The organism is Sphingomonas kyeonggiensis, assembly GCF_030812785.1.
Taxonomy (GTDB): Bacteria; Pseudomonadota; Alphaproteobacteria; order Sphingomonadales; family Sphingomonadaceae; genus Sphingomonas; species Sphingomonas kyeonggiensis_B.
Map to the genome: position 1 here is coordinate 998,768 of NZ_JAUSTJ010000003.1, position 25,348 is coordinate 1,024,115.

15 protein-coding genes are annotated in these 25,348 nt (G+C 66.3%); 1 reads left to right on the forward strand and 14 read right to left on the reverse strand.

The window, feature by feature from the left end; all coding sequences use genetic code 11:
• Positions 1-54: 54 nt before the first annotated feature.
• The 9 genes from J2W22_RS22000 to J2W22_RS22040 form a co-directional block, all read right to left on the reverse strand.
• Positions 55-2,367 (reverse strand): Calx-beta domain-containing protein, encoded by a 2,313-nt coding sequence (locus J2W22_RS22000; protein WP_307120417.1) that lies wholly within the window; start codon positions 2,365-2,367, stop codon positions 55-57.
• Between the two features lie 471 nt (positions 2,368-2,838).
• A complete protein-coding gene (locus tag J2W22_RS22005; protein WP_307120419.1) occupies positions 2,839-4,026 on the reverse strand; it encodes a CehA/McbA family metallohydrolase in 1,188 nt (395 codons plus the stop codon).
• Between the two features lie 94 nt (positions 4,027-4,120).
• A complete protein-coding gene (locus J2W22_RS22010; protein WP_307120420.1) occupies positions 4,121-4,762 on the reverse strand; it encodes a TetR/AcrR family transcriptional regulator in 642 nt (213 codons plus the stop codon).
• A 95-nt stretch (positions 4,763-4,857) separates the two neighbouring features.
• Positions 4,858-7,377 (reverse strand): TonB-dependent receptor, encoded by a 2,520-nt coding sequence (locus tag J2W22_RS22015; protein ID WP_307120421.1) that lies wholly within the window; start codon positions 7,375-7,377, stop codon positions 4,858-4,860.
• Between the two features lie 104 nt (positions 7,378-7,481).
• The gene (locus J2W22_RS22020) at positions 7,482-9,023 is read right to left on the reverse strand and encodes a DHA2 family efflux MFS transporter permease subunit (RefSeq protein ID WP_307120422.1); all 1,542 of its coding nucleotides are present in this window, start codon (positions 9,021-9,023) and stop codon (positions 7,482-7,484) included.
• Entirely contained in the window at positions 9,020-10,273 is a 1,254-nt protein-coding gene (locus tag J2W22_RS22025; RefSeq protein WP_307120423.1) for an HlyD family efflux transporter periplasmic adaptor subunit, read from the reverse strand. The genes J2W22_RS22020 and J2W22_RS22025 overlap by 4 nt, the downstream gene beginning before the upstream one ends.
• Positions 10,273-11,700 carry an efflux transporter outer membrane subunit gene (locus J2W22_RS22030; RefSeq protein WP_307120425.1) on the reverse strand — a complete coding sequence of 476 codons (1,428 nt, stop codon included), beginning with the start codon at positions 11,698-11,700 and terminating at the stop codon, positions 10,273-10,275. The genes J2W22_RS22025 and J2W22_RS22030 overlap by 1 nt, the downstream gene beginning before the upstream one ends.
• Positions 11,697-12,173 (reverse strand): MarR family winged helix-turn-helix transcriptional regulator, encoded by a 477-nt coding sequence (locus tag J2W22_RS22035; protein ID WP_307120427.1) that lies wholly within the window; start codon positions 12,171-12,173, stop codon positions 11,697-11,699. Before J2W22_RS22035 ends, J2W22_RS22030 begins: the two co-directional genes overlap by 4 nt.
• 120 nt (positions 12,174-12,293) lie before the next feature.
• Positions 12,294-13,133, reverse strand: a complete 840-nt coding sequence (locus tag J2W22_RS22040; RefSeq protein ID WP_307120428.1) for an alpha/beta fold hydrolase — start codon at positions 13,131-13,133, stop codon at positions 12,294-12,296.
• A gap of 300 nt (positions 13,134-13,433) precedes the next feature.
• Between J2W22_RS22040 and J2W22_RS22045 the strand changes: the two genes are divergently transcribed.
• Complete coding sequence (locus J2W22_RS22045; protein WP_307120429.1) at positions 13,434-14,048, forward strand: CGNR zinc finger domain-containing protein; 615 nt, start codon at positions 13,434-13,436, stop codon at positions 14,046-14,048.
• 93 nt (positions 14,049-14,141) lie between these two features.
• Here J2W22_RS22045 and J2W22_RS22050 read toward each other — a convergent pair whose 3' ends face one another.
• The 5 genes from J2W22_RS22050 to J2W22_RS22070 all read right to left on the reverse strand — a co-directional run bounded on the left by J2W22_RS22050 (position 14,142) and on the right by J2W22_RS22070 (position 25,200).
• Positions 14,142-15,260, reverse strand: coding sequence for a TIGR03032 family protein (locus J2W22_RS22050; protein WP_307120430.1), 1,119 nt, complete (start codon positions 15,258-15,260; stop codon positions 14,142-14,144).
• A 59-nt stretch (positions 15,261-15,319) separates the two neighbouring features.
• Positions 15,320-21,124 (reverse strand): pertactin-like passenger domain-containing protein, encoded by a 5,805-nt coding sequence (locus J2W22_RS22055; protein ID WP_307120431.1) that lies wholly within the window; start codon positions 21,122-21,124, stop codon positions 15,320-15,322.
• Between the two features lie 222 nt (positions 21,125-21,346).
• Complete coding sequence (locus J2W22_RS22060; RefSeq protein WP_307120433.1) at positions 21,347-23,701, reverse strand: TonB-dependent receptor; 2,355 nt, start codon at positions 23,699-23,701, stop codon at positions 21,347-21,349.
• Positions 23,698-24,636: a FecR family protein gene (locus tag J2W22_RS22065; RefSeq protein ID WP_307120434.1), complete on the reverse strand. Its 939-nt coding sequence runs from the start codon at positions 24,634-24,636 to the stop codon at positions 23,698-23,700. Before J2W22_RS22065 ends, J2W22_RS22060 begins: the two co-directional genes overlap by 4 nt.
• 30 nt (positions 24,637-24,666) lie before the next feature.
• The gene (locus tag J2W22_RS22070; protein WP_307120435.1) at positions 24,667-25,200 is read right to left on the reverse strand and encodes a sigma-70 family RNA polymerase sigma factor; all 534 of its coding nucleotides are present in this window, start codon (positions 25,198-25,200) and stop codon (positions 24,667-24,669) included.
• Positions 25,201-25,348: the final 148 nt, after the last annotated feature.

Here is a 25,348-nt window from a genome sequence, read left to right on the forward strand (position 1 = left end):
AGGCGGAAAAGTGGCACCCCGGTCGAGCTTTTGCCCGACCGGGGTGCCCGCGCATCAGAAGCCGTGCGCGAGGTCGGTCGAGCTCACGTGCGGCAGCGTGTCCGCAAGCGCGCCATTCGCTTCGAGCGTGCCGGCAAGCGCCGACAGATGGTCGAAGATCGAATCGCCGGTGACGATATGGACCTGGCTGGCGTCGCTGACGCCGAGCAGGACCGCCGAACCGCCGAGGCTGAACTTGAGGACGAGATCGTTGACGCCGTCATTGTTGACGTCGTTGACCTTGGTTTCGGTCACCGTGACGCCGTCGTCGAGGACGATCTGATCCTGGCTCGTGTTGAAGTCGTGGATCGTGTCCCGGCCGCCGAGCCAGCTGAAGTGGAAGCTGTCGGAACCGGCGCCACCCCACAGATCGTCCTTGCCCAGGCCGCCATAGAGCGCGTCGTTTCCGGCGTCGCCGTGCAACTGGTCCTTGCCCAGGCCGCCATACAGCGTGTCGTTGCCGTCGCCGCCATTCAGCACGTCATTGCCCAGGCTGCCATCGAGCAGGTCGTGCCCGGCCTGGCCATTGAGCGTGTCGTTGCCCAGGCCGCCCCACAGCGTGTCCTCGCCCGAGGTGCCGTTGAGCGTATCGTTATTGATGGTGCCGATGCGCACCACGCCATCCGCTATGCCGGTCACCGTCGCGGTGCTGGTGAGGCCGCCGGCATCGGTCACCGTGTAGGTGAAGCTGTCGGTCGCGGTCGCGCCGGGCGCGAGCGCGTCGAACGCATCGGCGTCGGCGACATATTGCAGCGTCTGGTGGGCGGGGTCGAACACGACGTGGCCGAGCGTGCCGCTGGTGTTGATGGCGCTGATCGAGAGCGGCTGGCCCTCGGGATCGGCGTCGTTGCCGAGCAGCGCGGTCCACAGGTTCGCCGTGGTCGCATCCTCGTTGACCGCAGTCGCGTCGGCATGCGCCACCGGGGCCTGGTTGGGATGGTCGTCATTGACGATCGTGCCCGTGGCGGTGTCATCGTCGACGATCACATTGTCGCTCAGCGGGTAGAGATGGACCGCCAGAGTCTCGTTGCCCTCGACGATGGTGTCGCCCTTGACCGCGACAGTGATTGTCTTGGTCGTCTCGCCGGCGGCGAAGTCCACGACGCCCGCGAGAATCGCGCCAGAGGCGAGGTCGCTGGCCGAGGCAGAGCCGTCGAGCTCGACGCCATATTCGACGCTCGCCGCATCGGTGCCGCCGGTGCGGGTGACGGTGAAGACGAGGTTGCTCGTGCCGCTATTGCCTTCAACGACGCTGGCGTCGCCGATGCTGATGTGGCTGGGGAGGACGTCGTCATTGACGATGGTGCCGGTGGCCGAATCGTCATCGACGACCACATTCTCGCTGAGCGGGAAAAGGTGGACCGAGAGGGTCTCGTTGCCCTCGACGATCGTGTCACCCTTGACCGCGACGGTGATCGTCTTGGTCGTCTCGCCGGCGGCGAAGTCCACGACGCCGGCAAGGACTGCGCCCGAGGCGAGGTCGTTCACCGAGGCGCTGCCGTCGAGATCGACGCCATATTCGACACTGGCCGCATCGGTGCCGCCGGTGCGGGTGACAGTGAAGACGAGGTTGCGGGTGCCGCTGTCACCTTCGACGACGCTGGCGTCGCCGATGCTGATGTGGCTGGGGAGGACGTCGTCATTGACGATGGTGCCGGTGGCCGAATCGTCGTCGACGATCACATTGTCGCTGAGCGGGAAGAGATGGACCGAGAGGGTCTCGTTGCCCTCGACGACGGTGTCGCCTTTGACGGCGATGGTGATCGTCTTGGTCGTCTCGCCGGCGGCGAAATCGACGACGCCGGCAAGGACTGCGCCCGAGGCGAGGTCGCTCGCCGAGGTGGAACCATCGAGATCGACGCCATATTCGACGCTTGCCGCATCGGTGCCGCCGGAGCGGGTGACAGTGAAGACGAGATTGCGGGTGCCGGCATCGCCCTCGACGACGCTGGCGTCGCCGATGCTGACATGGCTGGGCAGGAAGTCATCGTTGACGATGGTGCCGGTGGCTGTGTCGTCGTCGATGATGAAGTCGCCGTTCAGCGGGTAGAGGTGCACCGAGAGCGCCTCGTTGGCTTCGACCTGGGTGTCGCCCTTGACCGCGAGAGTGATCGTCTTGGTGATCTCGCCGGCGGCGAAATCCACGACGCCGGCAAGGGCGGCGCCCGACGCGAAGTCGCTGGCGGAGGCAGAGGCGTCGAGCTCGACGCCATATTCGAGGCTGATGGCGGCAGTCGCGTCACCGGTGCGGGTAACGGTGAAAACGAGGTTGCGGGTGCCGGAATCACCCTCGATGACGCTCGCATCGCTGATGCTGAGATGATCCATGGGATATTATTCCTTTAGCAGGTCTACGCGTGCCGCGCAGAGAGGATATGGTTACGCGAATCACAAACAAAGTGACGCATCTGGCTAATCATCGAGTATGACAGCGCCATTGCGGATCTTTATTTTTGAAAAATTGTCAATTACTATTTGGCTTGTCTATTGTTGATGCTGAATTGTTTATTCTTGTGATGATTTTGTTTGATGTTGTGATTTGGAGATTGCGTTGCTGATGATGCCTGCATAATTGTGCATCGCTCCGCTGGCGGTGCATGCGGGGCGTGGCGCATTCGGCGAATGACGTCCGCGGCAATCTCATGGGCGCCATCACGCGTTCGCGCGGCGCGCCAGAAGACCCCGTGTTTCCCCCAGCCGGAAGCGAAATCGACAAAAGCGCGAGTTCTGAGCTTGCGGCTTATCGGCTTCTTGCCCGGCAGCGGTCCGATCGTTGTCAGACCGGACCGCTTCCCTGGGTCAGAAATTCGGGTCGAAATTGAAGAAGACGGGGTTCGACAACGCCACCATGGTGCCGCTGAGCTTCATCGAATTCGGAACCTCGGGATACGGGTTCTGGGGACCTTCGACCTCGACGCGATAATAAGCGCGCTTGGCCAGTTCGGGCGTATCCGTAAAGGTCACGACCGGATTGGCGCCGGTCGCTTCATAGGTCCCGAAATCCTCGCCGTTGCGCACGACGTGGATCTTGTAGGCGTTGGCCGCTTCCATGCTCCCTGCGAGGCGAACCTGGAAGGTGACCGCCTTCCCGGTCGACTTGACGTTGTCGCCCATCATCATGTCGGGCCGGCCATCCTGGTCGAGGTCGGCGGTGAGCTCGACCCGCGGATCATAGGGGTTGGCGCTGATCGACACGCGGCCATTGGTGAGCGCGTCGACGACGGCCTTGCGGGTCCGGGCCGTTGCGAACACCCAGGTCGTCGGCGTGCCGACATAGTTGTAGGGCCGCTCGGCGCTCCCCTTGCTGGTCTTGTCCGGTGTGTCCGGCGTGCCGTGGTGCGCGTCGCTGCCGCCGCGGCCGGTCAGCTTGCGGCCAGAACGCATCATGTCGTCCCAGACCATGATCGCCGGCCGGTTCTTCGCCGCCATCGCGGAGTTCCAGACCTCGATCGAATCGACGATGTCGTAGGAGAAGCCGAAATGGTCCTTGCCGATCGGGTGGTTGGCCGACAGGTGGATACCGAGGGACTTCTTGACCGCGAGGATCCTGGCGTCGCGCGCGTCGCGAACGTCGAAGAGCCGCTGATGGTCGTAGGGCACCGCAGAGAAGACGTTGCCATGCCCGCGATCGGTGGTCCACTCGGCGCCATAGAGCAGCACCACCTTGTCGGACTTGAACTCGGGGTCGGCCCAGGTGTGGTGTGCGACGTCACCCAGCACGTGATTGTCATGGTCGGTGATGGCGAGGAAGTCGAACCCCGTCTTCTCGGCGAAGCCGATGATCTTGGATTCGGGGTTGTTGGTCGATTCCTTGCTGTGGCGCGAATGGAGGTGCAGGTCGCCCTTCATCCAGACACCGTCGCTGAGACTGGCGACGGGCGGGATGGCCGGGCCGTCACCGTCGCGCGCCGCCGCCGGCACGATGGCGAGCAGGGGTGCGACTGCAAGAAGACCCATCCCCATGCCCAGCCATTGCTTCCGTTCCATTGTCGCGAGTCCTCATGATTGAAATCGCGGCCGATATGATAGCTATGGCTATCACTTTTATGACAATGGAAGCGAGTGGGCGAAAAAATCCGCCTCAGGCCGGCCGGTCGAGGACGAGGCCATAGTCGGGGAAATGGAGCATCGAACGGAACACGAATGCTGCGTCCTCGAGCAGCCGTTCCTGGTCGATATCCTCCTCCTTGAGCATCTCGTCTATCGAATAGGCCATCTCCACCGACATGCGGTTGCGGCGGCGGATCACCTCGCGATCCACACCCGGCAGATAGGGCTGGTAGGTGTCGGTCAGCCGATCGGCGACGTAGTTGTGTGAATAGAGACGTATGGGGGTCATCGAGGGCACGGAGCGCAGTGCCCGCATGATCCAGATCGCGCCGGGCTGGCTGCTGGTGATCTCGTGCATGGTCTTGAGCAGTTCGAGCAGCTTCTCGGACAGCACAAGAATCCCGGCATCCTTGTAGCGTTCGATCCATGCCTCGAGCGCGACATTCTGTCGGCGCAGCAGCCGCTCGGCCAGCGCGAAGATGATCGCGTATTTGTCGTCGAAATATCGATAGAGCGCGGGCGGGGACAATTGCGCCCGCTCGCAAATGAGGTTGGTGGAGATCCGCTCAATCCCCACCTCCCCCAACAAGACTCCTGTCGCGTCCAGCAGTGCATCGAAGGTCCGTTTGGACCGCTCCTGCTGCGGCTCGCGATAGGCCGGAATTCTCGTCATGCATCCTCCCCGGTCGAGGCTTGAGCGCCTCTCTCCCCAAACGGTTATGCTATCTATCGCTATCGTTGGGGAGGGGGAAAGATGTAGTGGTGGGATCAGAAGCGATAGGTGATCGCGCCGCGGAAGCTACGCCGATATTGCGAGCTGCCGATGAAGATCGCCTGTCCGGCCTCCGTATTGTTGATCGTGCCGGCGCGCGGGTTGCCGTTCACCAGTCCCAGCGTATCGGTGAGGTTGTTGACGATCAGGTTGAGCTGCAGCTGCGGGGTGACCTGGTAGCGCGCGGTGAGGTCCATCGTCCACATCGGCTGCAGGCTGATCTGGTTGGCGACGTCGGTGAAGCGCTGGCCGATATAGTTGACGTCGGTCTCCACCCGGAAGGCCTGGTTGAACAGGTTGACCGCGGGGGTAATGCGGAAGCTGTTGTGCGGCAGCGGGTTCTGGCGATTGTTTGAATAATCGACCTTCTTCAGCACCGGCTTTCCGTTCGCATCGACGATGGGCTTGCCGGCCGCATCGACTGCCTGCTGGTTGAACACGAAGTTGGTGTAGCGGGCGTCCTGCCAGGTCCAGGCGCCGTGCAGGTCGAACCACTGCACCGGGCGCCAGGTCGCCTCCAGCTCCGTGCCCCAGGTACGCGTGTCGCCGAAGACGCGGAACGGGACCAGGGCGCCATTTGCGTCCTGACGGACATCGGCGATCTCGAAGCTGTTATACTGGGTGCGGAATCCGGTCAGATAGACCGAGAAGTGCCGGCGCGAGAATTTGAGGCCGGCTTCCGCGAAGTTCATCGTCTGCACGACCGGTTGCGAGGTCGGGTTGGTGATGAAGCTCGAGATGTTGGGCAGGCGGAAGGCGTCGGTGTAGCGCACGAACGCACCGAAATCGGGCAGGAACTGGTAGTTCACGCCGGCCGTCCACGACATATGGTCGAAGGTGCGGTCGAACGGCGTGAACTTGCCGGTGCCGCTCAGCACCTTGTCGTCGGCGATGCCGGGGTTGAGCAGCTTCAGATTCAGGCTCTGCGTGCCTTCGACCTGCCCGCTCGTCTTGATCTGCTCCCAGCGAAGGCCGGCATCGAGGCGAAGCTTCGGGGTGATCTGCCACTCGTCGCTGGCGTAGACCGCGATGTTGTCGGACTTGCCGGTGCCGTTGGCGAACTCGGCGCCATATTGCAGCACGCCGCCATCGGTGAGGTTCGCGCCGCGCGTGCCGCCCGGCCCGAGAAGCGAGACGTCCAGCACCTGCGCATTGTCGCGAACGTCGGTCAGCACCGCGGCGCTGTCGGCCCGATAGCCTTCCTTGGCATGCGCGTAGTAGACGCCGAACGCCAGATCGTGATGGCCGAGGAAATCGGCCTTGGCGAGCAGCTTGGTATCGCTGATCACCTCGTCGAGCGGCACGACGTGCGAGCGCGCCAGATCGATCAGCGGCAGGCCGTTGCCATTCTGGTTCGCTGCGAACGCGGCGCCGGTATCGCGATAGAACAGGCCCAGGCCCGGCGCGAGCGCCGCACCGAAGGTCGAGGAGAGGAAATCCTTCCCCGACGCGAAGATCTTGTACGGGGTGACGCTGTCGCGGCGGGTGTAGCTCTCGCGATACCGGACATTCTCTTCGACCCGGACATTGTCGCTCAGCTCGCGCTTGCCGGTGAAGCTGAGCTGGGTGAGCTTCACGGTGGTGCCGATCCCGTCGTCGAACGCATATGCCCCGCGGCCGGTCTTGAAGGTGAAGCGGCGATTGTCGCTGCTCTCGATCGTATCCTGCCTGGGGTTGAAGCCGTTGACCCCGATCGGGTTGCCATCCTTGTCGGTCGTGTAGATGCCGCCGCCCCAGTTGGGGATGCGCTCGTCGATGCGCTTCACGCCGAAGCTGACCGAGCCATGGTCGAAATCGCGCGAGATGTTGACGCGGAACTGGCCGCCCTGGCCCTGGCGGAAGCCGGGATCGCGCTTGCCCTGGTCGATGCGGTAATAGCCGCCGGCGAAGAAGCGCCAGTCGCTGTTGCCGATCGGACCGCTCACCCAGGCATCGACGCGGTGCGAGCCCCAGTCGGCCGCTTCATAGCGGACCATGCCCTGCATATGGTCGCCGCCCTTGCGGGTGATGAAGTTGATCGCCGCGCCCGGCGCGTTCGAATAGAAGATCGACGAGGGGCCGCCGCGTACCACTTCGATCCGGTCGATCGTCTGGTCGACGCGCATCGACTGGTCGCCGTTCAGCCAGCCCAGGCCGGGATCCGACTGGACCGGAATGCCGTCCTCGAGCAGCGCGACCGACTGGAAGCCGTCGCTCGGGATGCCGCGGACGCTGACGCCGCTGGATGCTTCGCCCGAAGTGTTGGTGATGAAGAAGCCCGGTACCTGCTTCAGTGCTTCCACGACGCCGAGTGGCGAGCGCATCTGCAGTTCCTGCGAGCTGACCGTCGAGATGGCGTAGCTGGTGTCGACCTTCTTCTGGTCGGTGGTGCCCGCGCGGCCGGTGACGACGATGTCGTCGCCTTCCGTCTGGTTATCCGGTGCACCCTCCGCCGACTGCGCGAATGCCGGCGAGGCGGCGACGCCCGTGGCGAGTGCGCAAACAAGTGCAATTCTGGAAGCGGCGTAACGAATCATCTGCAGGTCCCCTTCGGAATGTCGGGGCGCCTATGATAGTCATAATTATCATTTTCGTGACAGTTCTGGAAATTATGAGGCGCCGTCCGATCGGCGCCCCGGCTTCAGTCCGCCGCGACCGCGTGCTGGCTGGGGGCCGGCTTCCTCGCCATCCAGATCACCACGATCGTCACCAGGGCCATCCAGCCGCAGATCCAGAACAGCTCGAGCGACGAGAGCAGATAGGACTGGTTGGCAATCTGCCGCATGATCGAACCGGCCGCCTGAAGCGGGCTCATGCCGTGTGCCTGGAGCTGCTCGGTCGCCTGGCGATAGACCGGCGAATAATCGTTCCCGACTTCCGTCAGCCGCGTCTGGTGGAGCGCCGCGCGCCGATCCCAGAAGGTGGTGATGATCGACGCGGCGAAGCTGCCCGCGGTGATGCGCGCGAAGTTCGAGATGCCGCTGGCCGACGGCACGCGCTCGGGCGGTAGCCGATCGAGCGAGATGCTGACCAGCGGCACGAAGAACATGCTCATCGCCACGCCCTGGAGCAGCAACGGCAGCATCAGGGTGACGAAGCTGGCGTCGGGCGTGTAGTTGGCGCGCATGAAATAGGAGTTGGCAAAGGCAAGGAAGGCGATCGTCGCGAGCCAGCGCATGTCGAGCTTCAGCCGTGCCACGATCGGAGTGAGCAGCACCGCCACGATCCCGCTCGGCGCGGCGACGAAGCCGGCCCAGGTCGCCGTATAGCCCATCTGTTCCTGCAGCCAGAGCGGCAGCAGCAGGTTGTTGGCGAAGAACAGCGCATAGCCAAGGCAGAGCGCAAGCGTGCCGAAGGCGAAGTTGCGGCGCTTGAACAGGCTGAGGTCCACCGCCGGCGCGCGGTCAGTCAGTTCCCAGATCACCCAGGCGATGAAGCCGACCACCGCGCAGACCGCGAGCACCACGATCAGCGAATTGTGGAACCAGTCCCGGTCCTTGCCGAGATCGAGCATGGTCTGGAGGCTGAACACCCAGAAGGCGAGCAGGATGAGCCCGCCGGTGTCGATGGGCAGCTTGCGCGTGGGCGTCTCGCGGCTGGCGAGCTGGCGCCAGCTGATCGCGGCGGCGGCGATGCCGACGGGGACGTTGATCAGGAAGATCCAGCCCCAGTGATAATTGTCGGAGATATAGCCGCCGAGCACGGGCCCGAGCACGGGGGCGACCAGCGTAGTCATCGCCCAGATGCTGAGCGCCGTCCCGCGCTTGTGCGGCGGGAAGATCGCGATGAGCAGCGCCTGGCTGCCCGGGATCATCGGTCCCGACACCGCACCCTGTAGAATCCGGAAGGCGATCAGCGATTCTAGGTTCCAGGCGAGGCCGCAGAGAAGCGAGGCGATGGTGAAGAGAACCACCGAGATGGTGAAGGTCCGCACCACGCCCGCGCGCTGCATGAACCAGCCGGTGAGCGGCACGGTGACGCCGTTCGCCACCGCGAAGGAGGTGATCACCCAGGTGCCGTTGTCGGTCGACACGCCCAGATTGCCGGCGATCGTCGGCAGGGAGACGTTTGCGATGGTGCCGTCGAGCACCTGCATGAAGGTGCCGAGCGCCAGCGCCACCGAGGTGATCCCCAGCGCGATGCCCGTCAGCGGCGCCGGCTGGGCGCCCGCGCCATTGCTCACCGGCCGCGTCCCAGATTCTCGGCGATGATCTGGCGAATGCGTGCCTCGATCTGCGGGCCGCCGTCGAGGCTCCGCTGAACCGCGCCGGCGGGCGGCGAGCTGCCGGCGACCATCGGGCCCGAGCGATCGGCGGTCGCCACCTTCACATCGACCGACAGGCCCACGCGCAGCGGGTTCTTCTTCAGTTCGGCGGGATCGAGTGCGATGCGCACCGGCACGCGCTGGACGATCTTGATCCAGTTGCCCGAGGCGTTCTGCGGCGGCAGCAGCGAGAAGGCGCTGCCGCTGCCGGCGCCGAGGCCGAGCACCTTGCCGTGATAGGTCACGTCATTGCCATAGACGTCGGCATGGATCGTCACCGGCTGGCCGACGCGCAGGTGCTGGAGCTGGGTCTCGCGGAAATTGGCATCGATCCACAGGCTGTCGAGCGGCACCACGGCCATCAGCGGCGTCCCGGCGGCGACCTTCTGGCCGAGCTGCACGGTGCGCTGGGCGATCACGCCCGACACCGGGGCGACGATGCGCATGTGGCTGGAGTTGATCGCCGCCTGGCGGACATCCGCGATGGCGGCCAGCACCTGGGGATTGTTGTAGACCGAGGTGCCGGCAACGGTGCTCGCTGCCTGGGCCTGCCTGGCGCGTGCGAGGTTGAGCGCGGCACGTGCGGTGGCGACGGCATCGGCGGCGTGGCTGACCTCTTCGCCGGAAACCGCCCCATCGGCAGCCGCGCCGCGGCGGCGGGTATAGTCGTTCTGCGCCTTGCTCAGCTCGGCCTGGGCCTGGGCGATCTCGGCGCCTGCCTCGTCGACCTGGGCATCGTTCGAGCGAACCGCGCGGACTGCCCGGCCGAGCGCGGCCTCGGCGGCGGAGAGCTGGACGTCGGTGGTGGCGGGATCGAGATCGATCAGCGGTGCGCCCTGCGTCACCTGCTGGGTGTTGTCGGCGTGGAGCGCCAGCACCGTGCCGCCATCGCGTGCCGTGACGGCGACGATGTTGCCGCCGACATAGGCGTCGTCGGTCTCCTCGCTCGACGGAGCGGTGAAGGCCATCACGGCATAGGCGATAAGGCCGATCAGCACGACGGCGCCGAGGACGAGCAGGCCGATACGGCGCGCCCGCGTGTTGGTCTTGGGCGGGGCAGGCGGGGGCGGCGTGGAAGCGGCACGCGCGGTCTCCGGCTCTGCCTTGGGAGCGATCGGCGAAGCGTCTTCGTTGCGCGGCTTCACGGCGGTTTCGGTCTTGTCGGTCATCAGTGGGTTTCCGCTGTCGCCGCGGCCTGCGGCTGGTTGGGATCGAAGCCGCCGCCCAGGGCGGCGATGAGCTGGATGCGGCGCGTGAGCGCGTCGGATTCGAGCGCGGCGAGCGCCTGTTCGGCCTCGAGCAGGCGGAAGCCGGACTCGATCGTGTCGAGGCGTGAGCCGAGCCCGGTCGAGACACGGACCTGATCGAGCCGGGCCGTCTCGCGCAGACCGGCGACGATGCGGCGCTGGTCGCCCAGGTCCTTGTCGGCAGTGCGGACCAGGGTCAGCGCGTCGGAGGCATCGCGGATCGCACCGAGCACTGCGCCGTTGTACGCGGCCACCGCAGCGTCGAGATCGGCGGTGGCGCCGCGATACTGGGCCCTGAGCTTGCCGCCCTCGAAGATCGGCAGATGGATCGCCGGGCCGGCGCCATAGGTGCGGGAACCCGGATCGAAGAAATTGCCGAGGCCCAGCGCGGCGAAGCCGGCCAGCGCGGTGATGTTGACGTTCGGCAGGAAATCGGTTCGCGCCACCTGGCGCCCCGCCACCGCCGCGTCGATCCGCGCCTGGCCGGCAAGCAGGTCTGGACGGCGGCCGAGCAGGTCGGCGGGCAAAGCATCGGGCACGGCCGGCGGCGTGTCGAGCGCCAGGGTCGGCGCGGTGATCTCCGGATAGAAATCGGCACCGCGCCCGGCCAGCGCCGCCAGCGCATGGACGAGCAGATCGCGCTGTCCCTCGGCTCGGGTCTTCGCCTGTTCCGCTTCGGCGAGCAGCGTCTCGGCCTGGCGCAGCTCGAACTGGCTGGCGAGCTGGTTCTTGATGCGGGACTGGACGTAGCGCAGCGCCTGCTGGCGGGTGGCGACAAAGCCCTCCGCGATGCGGATCAGTTGGTCGGAACGTGCCAGACCGACATAGGCCTGCGCGATCGAGGTGGAGATCACGAGCCGCGCCGCCGCCGCATCGAGCCGTGCCGCCTGGGCATTGGCCCGGGCGCCCGCGACCATCGCCTTCTGCCGGCCGAACAGGTCGAGATTATAGGTGAGGTTGGCCTGCACCTGGGTGATCGGCCAGGCGGCGCCGGCATAGGGCGGCGGGTAGATGAACTTCTCCGGGAAACGCTGATAGGTCGACTGGCCATCGGCAGTCACCTGGGGGAGCTGGTCGGCATGGCGCACATCCACCGTCGCCTCGGCCGCGCGGACGCGGGCAAGCGCGCCATCTAGGGTCGGATTGCCGGCCAGGCCCATCGCCACCAGCCGATCGAGCTGCGGGTCGCCGAACGCGGTCCACCATGCCGCATCGATCACCGGTGCCTGCGCGTCCAGGCCGAGTGCCGCCGGCTGGAGCTGCGCCACCTGTGGCGGATCGTGCGGTACGGTCGCACACCCGGCGAGCAGGAACGCTGTCAATGCGGCAAGGCCAATCGAGCGATTCATTCCCCGGTCTCCTTGCCCGCGCCGGCGACGCGTTCCGCGGCTGCCAGCAGCTTGGCCAGCAAGGTGACGAGGACTTCGGCCTCCTGCTGGGTGAAGTCGGCAACGACTTCGTTCCAGGTCGACACGACATCATCCTGCAGCTTCGCGACCGTCGCCCGGCCCTCCGGCGTGATCGCGAGGCGCACCACGCGGCGATCGTCGGCGGTGCGATCGCGCGACAGCAGGCCGCGCGCCTCCAGCAAGTCGATCATCCGCGTCGTGGCGCCGGTGGTGATGCCCAGCTCGTGCGACAGCTCGCCGGCATTGCCGACGATTCCGTCGCGCACGACCTTGAGTGCGATCCATTGCTGGAAGCTCAGGTCGAACCCGTCGAACTTGGCCTCGATCTGGCCGGACATGATCTTGTCCAGCCGTCGCAGCAGCCGCCCGGGCGAACGACTCGCCGCGCAATCCTCGATAGTGAAAACAGCCATAAATCTCGCCAAGCAGTATCTGCACGGGCAGATATATTGGCGGCTCAGGCTTTCAAGGGCTCCGTAGAAATTTCCTTTGCAAAGGAGCGGACGGGACAGGCCCGTCCGCTCGATGGTCGCTCAGGCGAAGAAGTCGCGGATCTCCGCGGCGATCTCACCTGCATGCGTCTCGAGTGCGAAGTGACCGGTGTCGAAGAAGGTCACGCGCGCTTCCGGGATGTCGCGCTGGAACGCCTCGGCGCCAGGCGGCAGGAAGAACGGATCGTTCCGTCCCCACACGGCCAGGAAGCGCGGCTTGTGGGTGCGGAAATAGTCCTGGAAGGTCGGGTAGAGCGCGACATTGCTCTTATAGTCGCCGAACAGGTCGAGCTGGACCCGGTCCGCGTCCGGGCGGCCGAGATAGTGATTGTCGAGCGTATAGCCGTCGGGCGAGAGGGCAGTGGGGTCGGCCACCCCGTGGGAATACTGCCAATAGGTGGCCTCGGGCTGCAACATGTTGCGCAGCGCGTCCCGATTGGCGTCCGATGCGTCTTCCCAATAGGCCCGGATCGGATTCCACCCTTCGCTCAGCCCTTCGAGATAGGCATTGCCGTTCTGCGAGATGATGCCGGCGATCCGTTCGGGATGGCGGATGGCGAGGCGGAAGCCCGTCGGCGCGCCATAGTCGAAGACATAGACGATGAAGCGGTCGAAGCCGACGATCTCGGTGAAGCGCTCGATCGTGTCCGCGATGGAATCGAAGCTGTTTGCCCGGGGATCGTCGGACTGGCCGAAGCCGGGCAGGTCGGGCGCCACGATGTGGAAGCGGTCCGCCAGCAGCGGGATGAGGTCGCGGAACATGTGGCTCGACGACGGGAAGCCGTGCAGCAGCAGCAGCTTGGGCTGCCCCACGGTGCCGGCCTCGCGGTAGAAGATGTTGAGTCCGTCCACATCGACGGTGCGGTTCGAAATCCTGATCATGCTGATAGCTCCTGGCTGGGTTGGAGGTGTCTGGACTTTCTGTAACCTCTGAAAATTTATTAATGAGGTTACAAACTTTGGGGAAAATTCACCGCCCGCTTCGCCGTGCGGCATTGCCCCGATATGCCATCCGAGCGGTGCCTGTTGCGAGTGTCTGCTATTATGTCTAGTCATAACGCTCCATGCCCTTGAAACCCCTCAAGTGGCAATACAGTGGTTACATTCGATATTTGTAACTTGTCAACGGCAATTTTAGAGGTTACGTGTGGAGCCCTCGATCAACGACGGATCACAACCGCAATGCCGCTCGGTACGCCTGCCATGTTCCTCGCCGACGCAAGGGGACTCGATTTCCTCAATTCGGTGGCCACGCCGGTCGATGTGCCGGTCGACTGGATCGGCGACGGCCGGGGCCTGGTCGACTGGCTGAAGCAGTCGGGCCTGGTGCCCGAGGCGCAACTGGAGGAGATTGTGGCGCGGGCGATGCCGGGCGAGCTGGACCGGGTGGCCGATCAGGCACGTGATCTCCGCGAATGGTTTCGGGGCTTCGTGAAGCGCCATATGGGCCGTCCGCTGGGCGGAGACGCCCTGGACGCGCTGGCACCGGTCAATCGCCTGCTGGAGCGCGACGAGACCTATCGCCGCATCGTGATGCGGGACGGCCATGTGGCACTGGAGGCGGCGCGGCGCTGGCGCTCGCCCGAATCGCTGCTCCTGCCGATCGGCGAGGCGATCGCGGAGACCGTCGTGTCGGAGGATTTCGCCCAGGTGAAGGCCTGCCAGGGGCATGACTGCACCCTGATCTTCGCCGACCATACCCGCAGCCGTGCGCGGCGCTGGTGCAGCATGGCGGTATGCGGCAATCGCGCCAAGGTAACCGCGCACCGTGCGCGCCAGCGGAGCGCCGCGGGCTGAGTCTCTTCGCTCCGCCAAACCCGGCCTGACGCCTGTCTAACCAGCGCCGCTGTCCAGTGAAGCGCATGTCTCGCGCTTCACTGGCGAACCCATCTACGCCAATGGGTCGAAGGTAATGGTGCTCTGAATCTCCTGGGTCGCAGGTCCCACCGACATCGGGCAGATGACGCCAGGCATCGCGGCGACGTCGAACATCTCGGTGATGTGCCCCTCCAGCCGCACCCATTCGACGATATCGCCGGTGGCGAGGCTGACGATCAGCACGCCGCACCAGGGCTCGGCGTCGCGCGCCTTGATCTCCCCGTCGAGCAGCAGTCCCTTGAAGGTGCCGTCGCGTGGCTTGGAGACGGTGACGATGGCATGGCCGTCATGGATCGCCATGCCGCGCAGGAATCCGGGGCAGAAGGCGATGTCTTCCTTCCTGCCCGTCGCCGGATCGACGCGAATGATCTGGCCGCGGCCGCTGTCGAGCGCATAGACCTGGTCGCCCACGACCCGGGGGCTGTGCGGCATCGAGAGCTGATCGGTGACGATACGGTTTGTCTGCACGTCGATCAGCACGCCGCCCTCGTGGCGCCGCTCGCGCCAGCCCGAGATCACGTCCGTCCGGCTGACCGCGGTGACATAGCGCACCTCGCCGTCATGGACCGCCATGCCGTTCAGGTGGCAGCGATCCTCGGGCGCCAGCTTCGAGATGAAGGGCGGCTTCCAGATCGGCTTGAAGCTGTGGGTGAGATCGAGCGTGCACAGGCAGCTATATTTGGTGTTGACGAAGATCACGCGCCCGTCCTTGTCGACGCCGACTTCGTGGATGTCGATGTCGCCGGTGGTCTGCGCGTTGCGCGGGATCAGCACCTGGTCGAAGCTCTGATTGCCGATCTCGCCGGGGCGCAGCATGTTCTCGAGCCGCCAGAGCTGGAACAGCGAGCCGAGATAGAGGCGGCCGGGCTTCCAGCATACGCCCATCGCCCGGCTGAAATTCTGCTGGTTGAACGAAACCGTGCCGTTCGGCAGCACGCCGACCAGGAACAGCTGGCCTGTCTGGTAGCTGGTGAAGGCGAGGCTGGTCTGGTGGCTGCGCAGCCAGGCCGCGAACCCGCGCGATACCTGGATGCCGGTCGAGCCCGGTGCCGGGCCGGCCTGTTCTGCGCCGGGTGCGGATGCCTGGCCGGTGTTTCGGGTTTCGGTTTGCGAGTTGGGAATGTCGGTCATCATTGCCTTTGGAAGAAAGAGGCGAGGGTCCGGCGCACCGCGGACCCTCGCTAGTCAGGTCAGAACTTGAAGCGGAGCCCCACGCGGCCGCCGCCGCCGCTGCCGTTCTTGCCGGCAGTGGCATTGCCCTCAAGGAAGCCGCTGACCTTGCCGGCCCCGCCGATATTCAGGCCGAGGGCGAACTGGCCCACGTCACCCAGCCGGCGGTTGACGAGGCGCTCGCTCGCGCCGCCGCTGTCGAAGGTCAGCGCGCCTTCGCCGTCGAACTGGTGGACGAACAGGCCGCGGGCATAGACCGTCGCCTTGGCGCCGCCCTTCAGGACGAAGCTGGAGCCGAGGCGCGCCCCGAGCGAGCCGGTGAAGCCGGAATTGCTCTCCGGATCGATCGTCTGCCCAAGTGCCTGCAGCGCACCGAAGCTGGAGCGCTGATAGGCGAGGGCGGCGATCGGCTCGGCAAAGAACTTGCCATTGCCCAGGCGGGCACCGACCTCGACCTTGCCGCCGATGTCATCGCCATTGGTATCGTCGGACCAGTTAGCGACACGGTCGCGCGCATTGGCCCAGTAATGGGCATATTGGACGAGGCCGTTCACGAAGAAGGCACCGGCATTGTAGCCGACATACCCGCCAGCATTCAGGCTGTCGTAGCGGATCCGCTCGCCCGAACCCTGCATGTTCAGGTTCGAGTTGAGATAGCCGGCGGTCACGCCGAACACGAGCTTCTCGCCGCCGAAGTCATAGCCCGCCTGGCCGCCGAAATAATCCTGGCGATAGTCGAAGCTGTAGGCGGTGCCGCCAACGCTGCGCGTCTCGTTGCGGTTGGCGACGCTGCCATAGGCCTGGCCCCACAGCCCACCCTGGCCCGGCAGGTCGCGCAGGTCGGCCATGTGGCTCGACCAGGTGTCCGCCGACTGGTTCCAGATCGCCTGTCCGCCCTCGTCGAGCTTGAGCAGGCGGTAGACCGGCGCGCCGGCCTGGGCGCTGAGGCCGAAGGAGCCGGAGGTGGCGTCGAACGCCAGGCTGTACTGCACCAGGCCGACATTGGCATTGGCGAGGGTGAAGGCGCTGGCAGCGCTACCAGTCCCGGCCTTGACCAGCTGGACCGGGCTGCTCAGCAGCCTGGCGCCTTCCGGCGTCACGTCGAGCAGGATGGCGGTCGATCCGGTCGCGGCGCCCCCGATCACCAGCTTGTCCGCGCCGCCCGCGGTCACGTCCAGGCCGAGCATGGCATTGCCCGAGCCGACATAGGCGCCCGACAGGGTCAGCACATCGCCGCCGGTGCCGTTGCGCAGGTCGACGATTCCGTTGTTCTTGAAGGTGGCGAGATTGAGCAGCGAGACCGAGGTGCCACCCACCGCTGCCGCGGCGAGGCGCGCCTGGGCAGTGGCCGGCGCCATACCGAGCTTGAACGTGCCCGAATTGACGAACACGTCGCCGCCGCCGCCGAAATCGCTGTTCTTGGTCGCGATGAAGGTGCCACTGTTGGTGAAGGTGTCGGCGAAGGCCGAGAACTTCACCGCGCCGACCACGACGCCGCTATTGGCCACGTCCACACCGCCGCCGCTGACGGCGATGGCATAGCCGGTGCCGCCGGTGATCGTACCGGCATTGTCGATCCGGGCAGTGCCCGCCGCCGGATTGGCCGGTGGCAGAGGCTGCGGGATGTCCTGGCCGATATAGCTCTCCGGCGCATAACCCCAATATTGAACGCGCGGGGTGACGTGCGGGGTGGCGTCGATCGTGATGCCGTTCACCGCGCCGCTGATCGTCGCGCCGGACGTGACGGTCAGGCTGTTGTGATAGCTCTGGAGCAGCACGCCATCGACGCCGCCGGTCACCTTGCCATGCACGGCGAGCTGCGCGCTGTCGAAGCCCTGCAGCGCGATCGCGGTGGCCTGGGCCGAGCTGGTATTGCCCGTGTCCGCCCGCACGTTGCGTCCCTCTGCGAAGACACCGATCGAGTTCTTGCCGGTCACCGCGACCGTGCCGCTGTGGATGTCGGCATTGCCGGTGGTGGTGCTCACCATGATGCCATCCGAGTTCGCCCCGGCGGTGGTGACGCCCTTGACCGTGACCGAGATGGTGCTGCCGGTCGTTGCCGTCTCCGGATCGCGCGGATCAGGGAAGGGGAAGCCTTTGGCGAGGTCGCTTGCGCCCTTCGCGCCCGTCTTGTCGTCGGCAGGCGGCTCGTAGGGATAGACTTCCGAGTGGCGCTTGGCCTCGGTCGCTTCGATGCCGTTCGAGCCCCGGCCGACGGTCGAGACGGTGCCGACGTCGATGGCAATGTCGCCGGGGGACGAGGCGCGGACGCCTGCGCTGAAATACGCGCCCTTGGTGCTGATCGCGCCGCCGCCGCTGATCTTGATCCCGCCATTGCCGGCATAGGCGACGATGGCAGTGGAAAGCACGCCCTCGGTCGAGACCTTGCCGCTGACGTCCAACTCGGCGCGGTGACCGTCGAGATGGACGGCCTGGGCGTAATAGCCCTTGGTCGAGACGTTGTTGAGCTTCGCGCCGGCGGTCTGGTTGGCCGAATAGATGCTTACGCCGCGCGCCTGGTCACCCTCGGTGGTCAGGTCGCCGGTGACGATCGCCATCGCGCTGCCGAGCTTGGTGTTGTCGGAAAGCAGCATGCCCGATGCGCCCCAGCCCTTGGTCGACAGCGAGCCAAGCGTGACGGTGATGCCGCCTGCGCCATTGGAGGGCTCGGCACCGATGCGATTGCTGGTCACCGCCACCACGCCGTTGCTCTGGCCACCGGCGGTGCTGATTGCGTCCTGCGACACCGTGATGGCGCCGCCCCGGTTGCTATAGGCGTTCACGCCGTCGCCGAACTGGCCCTGGGTCGAGATCGTGCCATGGCCGTTGACCGTCACATCGCCATCGGCGCGGACATAGATGCCGTTGGCGAGATAGGCGTCATTGGCGCCACCATTGGTGGTGGCGATCGTGCCGTTGTTGGTGATCGTCGCATCGCCGCCGCTGGCGATCGCGGCGATGGCGCTGTAGCTGCCCGACTTGTCGATCCTGCCGTCGATCTCGAGCGTCACCGAATGGCCCGATGCAAGGATCGTGTTGGCATAGGCCCCGGCGCTGGCGTCCTTCACCTTGACGTGGACATCGCCCTGGCCGGACGTGCTGACCGCCTCGATCGCGTTGGTATAGTCGGCACCGACATGGACGCTGCCAGCGGTCAGATCGACATCGCCATAGACCGAGCGTGCGCTGACGCCGACAGCGCCTTCGCCGCTGGTCGTGACACTGCCGACATCGACCGAGACGTTGCCGGACAGCGTCGAGGCATAGATGCCCCAGGCGCGATCGCCGTGCGTCTCCACCGATCCGGCGCTCACCGATACATCGACGCCCTCGGCATTGGCGAAGGTGCGGATGCCGTGCGATTGATAGCCCTGGGTGACGACGTCGCCGGCATGGATGGTGATCGTGCTGGGGCTGTCATGCGCGATCCCCGTGTCGAGCGAGAGGGCATAGATGCCTGCTGCATTGTCGCCCGCGGTGCCGATATGGCTCTGGTCTACCGAGATCGAGCCGCCATAGGTGATCGCGTAGACGCCCTTGGCGCCCAGGCCCTTGGTGTCGATGGTGCCGGCACCGGTGACGGAGATGTCGCCCCCGCCGAACGAGACTGCGTAGACGCCGCGCCCGCCGGTTGCCTCGGTGGTGATCTGGCCCTGATTGTGGACAGAGACATTGCCGCCGGCAAAGGCCGCGACCGCATCCGAATAGACGTCCTTGGTGGCGATATGGCCGGTGGTGGTCACATCGACCGAGCCAGTGCCATAGGCGACCGCGTTGATCGCGTTCGAGCCGAAACCGTCGGTGGTGACGTTGCCGGCGGTGATGGTGACACTGGTGCCCGAAGCATCGATGCCGCGCGCCAGATCGCCTTCGGTGGTGATCGAGCCGGCTTTCACCGTCACATCGTCCATGGCGCCTGCCTGGATGCCGACGCCGAGATAGCCCTTGGTCTCCACTGTGTCGGCATCGACCGAGACGTTGATGCCCGAGGCGCTGATGCCGAACGAGCTGTCGCCCGTGGTGCTCACGCTGCCTGCGTCGATATGGACGTCGCCATAGCGATCCCCAGCCGAAATTCCGAAGCTGAGATTGCCGCTGGTGGCAACCGTTCCTACCGTGATGTTGGTGTCGCCGCTGGACGCGTAGGTGAAGATGCCGGCGGTGTAATCGCCGCTCGTGCTCACCTGGTCGGCCGTGATCGTGACCTTGCCGCCCAGCGCATAATTTATCGCATCGATGCCGTCGGCGTATTTGCCATGGGTCTCGACGGTGCCGGCGTTGATCGTGATGTCGCTGCCCGGGCCATCGGCAATCGCGCGGATGCCCGTGGCGGCATAGCCCTGGGTGGTGACGGAGCCCGCGGTGATCTTGGTATCCGCCTGCGTGCCGAGGCTGATCGTCTCGATGCCGATCGCGCCGTCGCCGCTGGTGACGACCGTACCGACCTCGACCGTATTGGTAGTGCCCGCCGAGTTCTGCTTGCCGCCGGCATAGGAATAGACGCCTACCGCATTCTGGCCGCTGGTCGTCACGGTGCCAGCATGGACCGAGACGGTGCCATAATAGCTGGCGGCGATGATGCCGCCCGAACCGGCGCCGTGCGTCGTGACTTCATCCGCATCGATGCTGATCGAGCCGAGCGGTGCGAAACCGAACACGCCATTGGCATAGTCGCCATGCGTCTCGACCTTGTCGACCTTGATGCTGCTCTGGCTGTTCTGCGCGGTGTTGACCAGGGTGATGCCGTCGGAGCCGAGGCCCGAAGTGGTGACGGTGCCCGCCTCGACGGTGATATGATGGTCGTCCTGGCCGTTGTCATGGACGAAGTTGCTGTTGGCGTAGATGCCGACCGAATAGTCGCCGGTGGTGCTGACGGTGCCGGCATGCACCTCCACAGCCGCGCCGACGGCCTTGATCGCGCCCGAATCCAGGAAGGTGCCATAGCCCTGGCCCGTGGTGCTGACGGTCTCGACGTTCACCGTGGTCGTGCCGCCCGAATAGGCGGTGATGCCGCGTCCGCCGACGCCGCTGGTCTCGACGGTGCCGGCGTTGATCGTCGTGTCGTGCTGGTAGCTCCAGCCATAGATGCCGTCGGCGCCATAGCCGCTGGTCTTCACCGAGCCGACCGTGATGGCCGTGCTGCCGTTATAGGCCGTGGCGCGCACGCCCGATGCCGCGAAGCCGCCGGTCTCGATATTGCCAGCGGTGATCTCGATGCCGCCGGAATTGCCGCCGACATTGGTGTTCGCGTTGATGCCATCCGCGCGATAGCCCTCGGTATGGATGTCGCCGGCATGGATGGTCATGTCGCCATAGCCATATGCCCGGACCCCGCCCGAGTTGCTGCCCTGGGTGGCGATGTTGCCGGTGGTGATCGTGGTGGTGCCGGTGGCGACGGTATCGACACCGGGCATGTCATCGCCAGTCGTGGCGATGTCGCCCTTCTCGACTGCGACGTCACCGCCGGCGAATGCGGCCGCGCGCGGAGCCGCGATGGTCAGATCCGCGACCGGCGCCGGGGCACTTGCCACTGGTTGCACCCAGCTCGGGGTCCGCTGGATCTGGATCCCGCCGGTCGGCGCGACGATGGGGGGCGCCGAGAAGCGGTCGGCCGGAAGGCGGGTGAGATCCTGGGGGGCCGGCTCGTTCTGGCGGGCGTGGAAGCGGGTCGGGGGCGGCAGGAGCTGCGGTGCGGTGAGCGTGAGCGGCGAGCGGGCCGGAAGCTGCTGGGCCTGGGCAGGCGCGGCGGCGAGCAGGGCTGCGCCGGCACCCGAAAGGGCGGTGCCGAGTGCAAGCGCCCGGCGCAGGGCACCCCGGCGAGACAAGAGGGTAGGGGATGCGATCCGGGTTCGGCGATTCTGCTGCAAAATCTGGCTCCCTGTCATATATTTGAAGGGCGCTGCTGCTACCGGCCGATCCGTCGGAACTCGTTCTTCTCGCGTCCCGCCGGCACGGTTTCGGCGCGCCCTCATTGACTGGAGGACGTCACCGGAAAGCGGACACCTTATGGGCGGTTCGTTTTTTTCGTCGCGCCGTGGTGCGGCGCATCAAAATTTCGCGTCGAAGCCCAGGCGGACAGTGCGCGGCTGTTGCGGCGTCGCTTGCGGATCGTAGATCCGATAGGGCGTGCCGAGCGCGAACCGGTTGGCGTGGCCGTCCTGGAGGTTGGTCACCTGCAGGCTGAATCCGCGCCGGGCATTGCCCAGCCGCAGCAGCACCCGGTCATCGAGATAATTGCCCTGCGCGGCGTCGAGCAGCGGTCCGGCTCCGATGTGCGAGCCGCCGAAATAGCGCAGGTTCGCCGAGAAGCTCAGCGCAATGCCGGCCGCGACCGGCGCGGAATAGTCGAGATTCGCCTGGGCGCCGAGCCGCGCGACATTGGGCAGCGCCTGGCCGCGAACCACTACCGAGGCGACACGCGCATCGGTGAGCCGGCTGCGGTTGAGGAAGATGCCGGCCCCCAGCCGCAGCCCGGCATGCGGGCGCCAACCCAGTTGCCCCTCGGCTGAAAGAATATCGCCATCGCCGATATTCTGGGTGACCGGATCGCCGCCGAGCGACACCACTTCGGCCAGGATATCGTTCCAGCGGGTCCAGGCGCCGCTCAAGGCCATATCGAACGTGCCGCCGGGCGTGTGGTAGCGCAGCCCCCCTTCGATCGCGCCGATCCGGTCGCCGTCATAGGACCGGCCGCGGACTCCGCTGATCCCGAAGCCGCCCGGGCGAAAGCCATGCTGGTAGCGCGCGAACAGCAGGAGGCCGCGGGCAGGTTTCCAGGCGAGGGCGAGGCTGGGAAGCGCCCGCTTCTCGACATGCCGGCCGGCCACCGAAACCGGATCGCCGAAGATCGGGATCGTGCTCGGCCCGGTATAGGCCCGTGCGGCGCCCTTCACCTCGGCGATAGTCAGGCGCGCGCCGGCGGTGGCGACAAGGCCCGGTGCGAGCGGCAGATCGGCTTCGCCGAAGAACGTGGCCTCGCGCACGCGATTGTCCGCCTGTTCGCGCGGCGAGGTTCCGCCGTCCGGAGCCGCGCCGATGCGCCCCAGGCGGCTGCTATTGTCGAGCAGGCTGATGCCGAGCAGCCAGCCCGAGCCATCGGCATGGCGGGCGGAGAGCCTGGTCTCGTTGACCAGCATGGTCGTGCGTCCGCGCTGCGCCACCAGGAAGCCCATGCCGCCATTGCCGGCGTCATAATGTTCGGTGACGTGCTGGAGCACGCTTGCCGTCGAGGATATCAACGACAGATCTCCCCAGCGCCGGAGGAGCGTCAGGTCGGCGAGCCGGTAATCGTCGACATAGCCCAGCCGATCGGGTGTCGCCCTGCTGAGGGCCGAGGGGCCGCCAGCCGCATCGATCCACGGGCTGTCGTCGCCGCGGATCGTCTGCGCGACGCCGCCGATATCCACTGTCCAGTCGCCAAGCACGGCACGCACGGTGGCGCGGCCGCCCAGCGTGGTGATCCCGTTGATATCGTCCTTGTGCAGCAGTGGATTATCGACATAGCCGCCCTCGAGTTCGGCATAGCCGACCAGGCGCAGGCCGATGCGGCCGGGGACCAGCGGCAGGTTCAGCATCGCCGCGGCGTCGCCCCCGGGATCGCCGTGCCGCGTGCTGCTCAGGCCGGCCGCCGCGCTTCCCGCGATCCGGTCGAGTTCCGGGCGGGCCGTGACGATGTGGATCACACCGCCCAGCGAACCGGCGCCGTAGAGCGTGCCCTGCGGGCCTTCGAGCACCTCGATCGAGGCGATGTCATAGAGGCGGAGATCCGGATCCGGTGCGTTGTAGGTCAGGCGGGTTTCGTTGAGATACTGGCCGGTGGTCGCCTGGCTGGGGCCGGTGAAGCCGGAATCGATCACGCCGCGCACGAACAGCTTGTTGCGCCCCGGCCCGAAATGCGTCGTTCCCACACTGGCCAGCCGGTGGACCAGCGCCTCGCTGCCCTGTGCCGCGGTGTCGAGCCCGATCCTTTCGGGGGACAGCATCGCTACCGTGCCCGGATAGGCGTCGAGACGGGTGGCGCGCTTCGATCCAAGCACCAGGATCTCGGCCGGTGGCGCCGCTTCCGGCACCGGTGAGGGGGTGCGCGCCGGAGCGGGTGATTTCCGCGGTGCGGGGCGCCGCTCGATGCGCCACAATCCGCCGCGCCGGTGCGCTACCGCAATGCTGTCCCGCAGCAGCCGGTCGAGGGCCTCGGCGGCGGTCATGCGCCCGCGTATGCCCGGCACGCGCAGCGATTGCAGCGCCGGGTCTGCGGTGCCTATGTCGATATTTGCCTGTCGCGACAGCAGCGCGAGCGCCTGGCCCAGCGTGCCTGCCGGCAGATCGATCATCATCTGGCGGTCGCCGGCATGGGCGATGCCGGAGATGCAGAGGATCGGGACCAGCGGCGCGCCGAGCTTCACCGTTCGGAGAGTCTCCAGCCGGTGCCGTCGCGCCGTGCCCGCACGCCCATCAACGCGGCAGCGCGCGCAATCACGGCTTCTGGCGGTGCGTCGAGATGAAGGCCGCCGCTGAAGCGCCGTCCGGCCAGCCCGGTATCGAGCGTCACCGGCACGCCGGTTGCGCGTGCCAGGTCGGCGGCGACCAGCTCCAGGGGAACCTGGTCGTAGGTCAGCCGCCGGGCGCGCCAGGCTGCCACGTCCGCCGGCGCGATCCGGGCGGTACGGATCGTGCCGTTCGCCCCACGCGTCAGGCTGTCGCCCGGATTGAGCCGAAGCGAGGTCGCGTCTTCCCGATACTGCACGGCGCCTTCGGCCACGGCGACGCGCACCGCGGCGCCATCGCGAACCACATCGAACACCGTGCCGATATCGTGCAGTTGCGCCGCGCCTACGCTGACGACGAAGGGGGCATCGGCACGGTGGACGACCGCGAAGCGGGCCTCTCCCCGTTCCAGTCGGACCCGGCGCGGATCGGCGCCCTCGAGGACGAGCCGGGTGTCGCCGTTGAGCGCGACGCGGGTGCCGTCGGGCAGGCTTGCCTCGCGCGTCTCCCCGGCGCGCGTTTCGAACACCGTGTCCGGTATAGCGCCCGGCGCCAATGTCCACCAAAGCCCGACGGCAAGCGCGATCGATGCCGCAATCGGCAGCAGTGCCGCCGCCAGCCACCGCCGCTTCCGAACCGGCTCGAGCGCAATCACCTCGGCAGAGGGCAGGGGCTGGGCGAGGGCTGCGGCCACGTCCGCATCCGCCGTGGCGAGCGGCCAATAGGCATCGGCATGGGCGCTGTCCGCGCCCAGCCAGGCGTCGAACGCCGCCCAGTCCGCCGCATCGGCATGCCGCAGGCGGATCACCCAGTCGAGCGCCTCCTGCCGGATCCGGTTATTGGCGTCCGTCATGACCATGTCCTCAAGACGTCACCGAAACCGCTACGCCTCATCGCGCATGCTCCGCCAATCAAGGAGCGCGGCATAAGCGCGCCGCAGATGTTTTTCGACGGTGCTGACGCCCAGCCCGAGTTCCTCGGCGATGCGCCGCTGGACGATCCCGTCGATCCGGTGGCGGCGAAAGATGGTGGCGGTGGGCTCGCCCAGCGCCGTGACCGCGGCGTGGACCGCGCGGATCTCTTCCTCGGCGATCATCCGCCGGTCCGTGTCGGGTTCCTCGGACGTGCCGGGCACGCTCCCGCCGGAGATGTCGGCCCATTCCGTATCCCGCCTCGCCGAGCGCACTTCGCTCCGCCTGCGGTCGAGCATGAGATTGTGAAGCAGCCGGTAGAGATAGGAGAGGGGCTGATCCGGCTCCTCGCGGCCGCGCTGGCTTTCGATCCGAAGCCAGGCCTCCTGCATCAGGTCCTCCGCCTCGGCGCCGGCCCCGGCCCGCGCCAGAAAGCCGAGCAGCCGCGCGCGATCGCGGAGAAAAACGGCTTCCAGCGTTTCCGGAGCAGCATTCTTCGCGTTCATACGCAGTGGCACGACCGATTTGGGATTCCGCTTGCGCGAAGGTGAAGTCGGAAAGGCTAGTTGGACTGTTCGGTCTTGTCCACTGTGTGTCCGAATGCCCCTCGCCAGGTGCCGGGCGAAGTCGAGGCTCGTCATTTCGCCGGCATGC

Excerpts from the sequence above, each read along its gene's own strand:
- J2W22_RS22045 (WP_307120429.1), top strand. The coding sequence starts at position 13,434 with ATGCCGCTCGGTACGCCTGCCATGTTCCTCGCCGACGCAAGGGGACTC.
- J2W22_RS22065 (WP_307120434.1), bottom strand. The coding sequence starts at position 24,636 with ATGACGGACGCCAATAACCGGATCCGGCAGGAGGCGCTCGACTGGGTG.
- J2W22_RS22015 (WP_307120421.1), bottom strand. The coding sequence starts at position 7,377 with ATGATTCGTTACGCCGCTTCCAGAATTGCACTTGTTTGCGCACTCGCC.
- J2W22_RS22070 (WP_307120435.1), bottom strand. The coding sequence starts at position 25,200 with ATGAACGCGAAGAATGCTGCTCCGGAAACGCTGGAAGCCGTTTTTCTC.
- J2W22_RS22025 (WP_307120423.1), bottom strand. The coding sequence starts at position 10,273 with ATGACCGACAAGACCGAAACCGCCGTGAAGCCGCGCAACGAAGACGCT.
- J2W22_RS22050 (WP_307120430.1), bottom strand. The coding sequence starts at position 15,260 with ATGACCGACATTCCCAACTCGCAAACCGAAACCCGAAACACCGGCCAG.
- J2W22_RS22010 (WP_307120420.1), bottom strand. The coding sequence starts at position 4,762 with ATGACGAGAATTCCGGCCTATCGCGAGCCGCAGCAGGAGCGGTCCAAA.
- J2W22_RS22035 (WP_307120427.1), bottom strand. The coding sequence starts at position 12,173 with ATGGCTGTTTTCACTATCGAGGATTGCGCGGCGAGTCGTTCGCCCGGG.
- J2W22_RS22030 (WP_307120425.1), bottom strand. The coding sequence starts at position 11,700 with ATGAATCGCTCGATTGGCCTTGCCGCATTGACAGCGTTCCTGCTCGCC.
- J2W22_RS22000 (WP_307120417.1), bottom strand. The coding sequence starts at position 2,367 with ATGGATCATCTCAGCATCAGCGATGCGAGCGTCATCGAGGGTGATTCC.
- J2W22_RS22040 (WP_307120428.1), bottom strand. The coding sequence starts at position 13,133 with ATGATCAGGATTTCGAACCGCACCGTCGATGTGGACGGACTCAACATC.
- J2W22_RS22005 (WP_307120419.1), bottom strand. The coding sequence starts at position 4,026 with ATGGAACGGAAGCAATGGCTGGGCATGGGGATGGGTCTTCTTGCAGTC.